This is a genomic window from Oleiphilus sp. HI0080, from assembly GCF_001635135.1.
Genome location: NZ_LWFU01000976.1, coordinates 1 through 1,075, shown reverse-complemented (window position 1 = coordinate 1,075; position 1,075 = coordinate 1). Strand labels below are relative to the sequence as shown.

Annotated in this window: 1 protein-coding gene; it reads right to left on the bottom strand. The window is 47.5% G+C overall.

Annotation, left to right across the window (positions count from 1 at the left end; genetic code table 11):
* Window positions 1-148: 148 nt before the first annotated feature.
* The gene (locus tag A3751_RS18745) at window positions 149-937 is read right to left on the bottom strand and encodes a serine/threonine-protein kinase (protein ID WP_068458542.1); all 789 of its coding nucleotides are present in this window, start codon (window positions 935-937) and stop codon (window positions 149-151) included.
* Between the last annotated feature and the right edge of the window lie 138 nt (window positions 938-1,075).

Sequence of the window (1,075 nt, the reverse complement as noted above, 5' to 3'; positions counted from 1 at the left end):
CCCATGCCGTCGGCAACAAGAGCGAAGGTGAGCCCCTGTTGTGGCTCGTACCACCAGTTGATGACATCCTCGTTATTGCTTCGGATAGCACCCGGATGGCTCAATCCAACAACCTTGTGTCTTCGCAAACATTTGCTGGTAAGCAACATTAGGCCACCCTTGCGTTAAAATCATTAGAGAGCGCTTTGCGTAAATGGCTTGCCATTTCTTCTGCATTCGCAAATCGTTTGGCGGGATCTTTGTTTAGTGCTCTATTGGTAATTCGAACCGCACTAGCCGGCAAATCCGAACGTAACTCACGGACGCTTTTGTGTTTCTTGCTCATAATTTTTATCGTGAGTTCGGGCAACGAATCTGCCTTAAATGGAGTAGTGCCTGTAAGAAGTTGGTAAAAAGTTGCGCCCAAACTGAAGATATCAGCAGCACCGCTAACCTTAGCCCCCTTAAGCTGTTCTGGCGCCATGTAAACTGGACTACCCATCACTTGGCCGGTCTTCGTTTTAGATTCGTCAGACATCCGAGCGATGCCAAAATCCGACACTTTCACCTGATTGGTATCAGCGTTATATNAAAGGTTGGAAGGCTTGATATCACGATGGATGATCTGGTTTTGATGCGCATAGCTAAGCGCTTCCGCTACCTGCAATACGATGCTGTATACGGTAACAACTGGTAATAATTTATCTTGTCTGCAATGCGCATCAAGCGCAGCCCCGTCAACATAATCCATGGCGATATAAGCAAGCTCTCGCTCTTCACCGACATCATAAACCGTCACAATATTTGGATGGCTTAGTCTCCCAGCTGCCTTCGCCTCCCGACAAAAGCGCTCCCTGAGCTCTTGCAATTGATCCTGTGGAAACTGGCTATAAGGCAGTGTTTTAATCGCTACTTTTCTGGCGATTCTTGGATCTTCACCAAGATAGACTACTCCCATCGCGCCACGGCCAAGCTCCTAATCATTTGATATCGCCCAAGCTTTGGAAGAATAATATTTCTTTCAACAACCTTAGTAGCGTCAAGAGGCACTAGAGTCCCATGGCTGGCGCTGTTGTTCAGTTTGGTTGCCGCTTTG